Genomic DNA, 309 nt, shown 5'->3' with positions numbered 1-309 from the left:
GAAGTTTGTTTCAATACAAATTGCTCGATTGCGTGAGCAACACCATGTTCATTGTTTGTTAATGTTACAACATCACATAGTTTTTTTACATCTTCTTCAGCGTTGCCCATTGCAACAGATAAGCCTGCTACTTCTAACATTGGTACATCATTAAAATTATCACCAATAGCAACTGTATCTTCAATAGGAATATTAAAATGAGCTGCCATCTGCTGTAGCCCGTTTCCTTTATGTCCATTCTTATCCATAATTTCTAAGTTAGTAGGAGCTGATGCTGTAACCATAATATCAGCGTCTTCTTGTAACACG

Annotated in this window: 1 protein-coding gene; it reads right to left on the bottom strand. The window is 36.2% G+C overall.

Features of this window, described 5'->3' with window-relative positions; genetic code table 11:
- On the bottom strand, positions 1 to 309 hold a 309-nt coding region (locus FE392_RS22855; protein ID WP_319931972.1), incomplete at both ends, for an HAD-IIB family hydrolase.

The sequence above is a fragment of the Xenorhabdus santafensis genome (genome assembly GCF_033949405.1).
In the GTDB taxonomy this organism is placed as follows: domain Bacteria; phylum Pseudomonadota; class Gammaproteobacteria; order Enterobacterales; family Enterobacteriaceae; genus Xenorhabdus; species Xenorhabdus santafensis.
Note: the sequence above shows the minus strand (reverse complement) of the source record. Positions and strands in the feature narration are given on the sequence as shown.